This window comes from Vibrio sp. 1557, from assembly GCF_033340175.1.
Taxonomy (GTDB): domain Bacteria; phylum Pseudomonadota; class Gammaproteobacteria; order Enterobacterales; family Vibrionaceae; genus Vibrio; species Vibrio alginolyticus.
The window spans coordinates 1-1182 of record NZ_JAWOVZ010000209.1; the positions used below are offsets into that span (position 1 = coordinate 1).

Below are 1182 nucleotides of genomic sequence, written 5' to 3' on the forward strand. Positions count from 1 at the left end.
ACCACTTCGTGCGACAGTAACATCGTGACAGTCGCTGGCCCAAAAGTGGATAAGCTTATCGCCGACAACAGTTTTTACCGCGTTGCTACCGTGCCTGGCGGCATGTATCGCGGCTCGGATAACGATGTGATGACATTCGGTGTTGGTGCGACGTTTGTTTCATCTACTGCTGTGCCTGAAGAGGTGGTGTATAACGTCGTGAAGGCCGTGTTTGAAAACTTCGATGATTTCCGTCGTCTTCATCCCGCGTTTGCGAATTTGAAGAAAGAAGAAATGGTGAAAGATGGTTTGTCTGCGCCACTTCATCCCGGTGCACTTAAATACTACAAAGAAGTTGGGTTGATTAAGTAAGTGGTACTCCGTCTTAAAACGGTTTTCTAAACTCACTTTTTCACGTTATTTACTAAACTTCTTTTTAGAAACCTTTATTGAAAGCCGCAAAAGCGCCATTAAGTTGATGGCGCCTTTTCTGTTTAGGTTAGGCGTAAACGTCAGTAAAAAAGTAAATGGTGATGATAATCGAAGAGAGAGCAACAAAGCCTTTAACGTGGCTCGGATTAAGCTGGCGAGACACACGCGCGGCGAGGTAGCCGCCAACTAATGTCCCGACCATTACCACGCTGCCTTTACTCCAATCGATAGAGCCGTTCGCAACAAAAATGACGATAGCGATGAGAGACACACACGTTGAAACCAGAAGTTTAAGCCCATTCATCAAGTTGATGTCTTGATGGCCCGCCACAACGAGGTAACTCAGAACAATCACACCTAATCCGGCATTAAAAAATCCGCCGTATGCTGAAACGCCCACCAACAACAAACTCAATGCGATTAAGCCTAACACGCCAGCGTGTTTATGTTCTCTGGTGATGGATTTGATGATCATTGTTAACCGCGAACCTGTAAGAAACAGCACCGTAGCAAACAAAAGTAGCCAAGGAATGGCTTCCAAAAACAGTGACTCTGGCGTATTGAGAAGAAGATACGCGCCAACTGCGCCACCAACTAAGCTGAACGAGACGGTGAATAGCAGTTCTTGCTTGTTCTTCAAAATTTCTTCTCGAAAACCCACGGCACCGCTTATGTATCCCGCGCACGCGGCGTAAGTGTTGGTGGCGTTAGCCATGATGGGCGGCACGCCAACCGCCATTAGGGCGGGGAAGGTGATAAAACTCCCACCTC

2 protein-coding genes are annotated in these 1182 nt (G+C 47.2%); one reads left to right on the forward strand and one right to left on the reverse strand.

What is annotated here, in order from left to right:
• A partial coding sequence (locus tag R7070_RS25935; RefSeq protein ID WP_318141479.1) for a TAXI family TRAP transporter solute-binding subunit occupies positions 1-351 on the forward strand: 351 nt, incomplete at its 5' end.
• A gap of 127 nt (positions 352-478) precedes the next feature.
• Here R7070_RS25935 and R7070_RS25940 read toward each other — a convergent pair.
• On the reverse strand, positions 479-1182 hold a 704-nt coding region (locus R7070_RS25940; RefSeq protein ID WP_318141480.1), incomplete at its 5' end, for a sulfite exporter TauE/SafE family protein.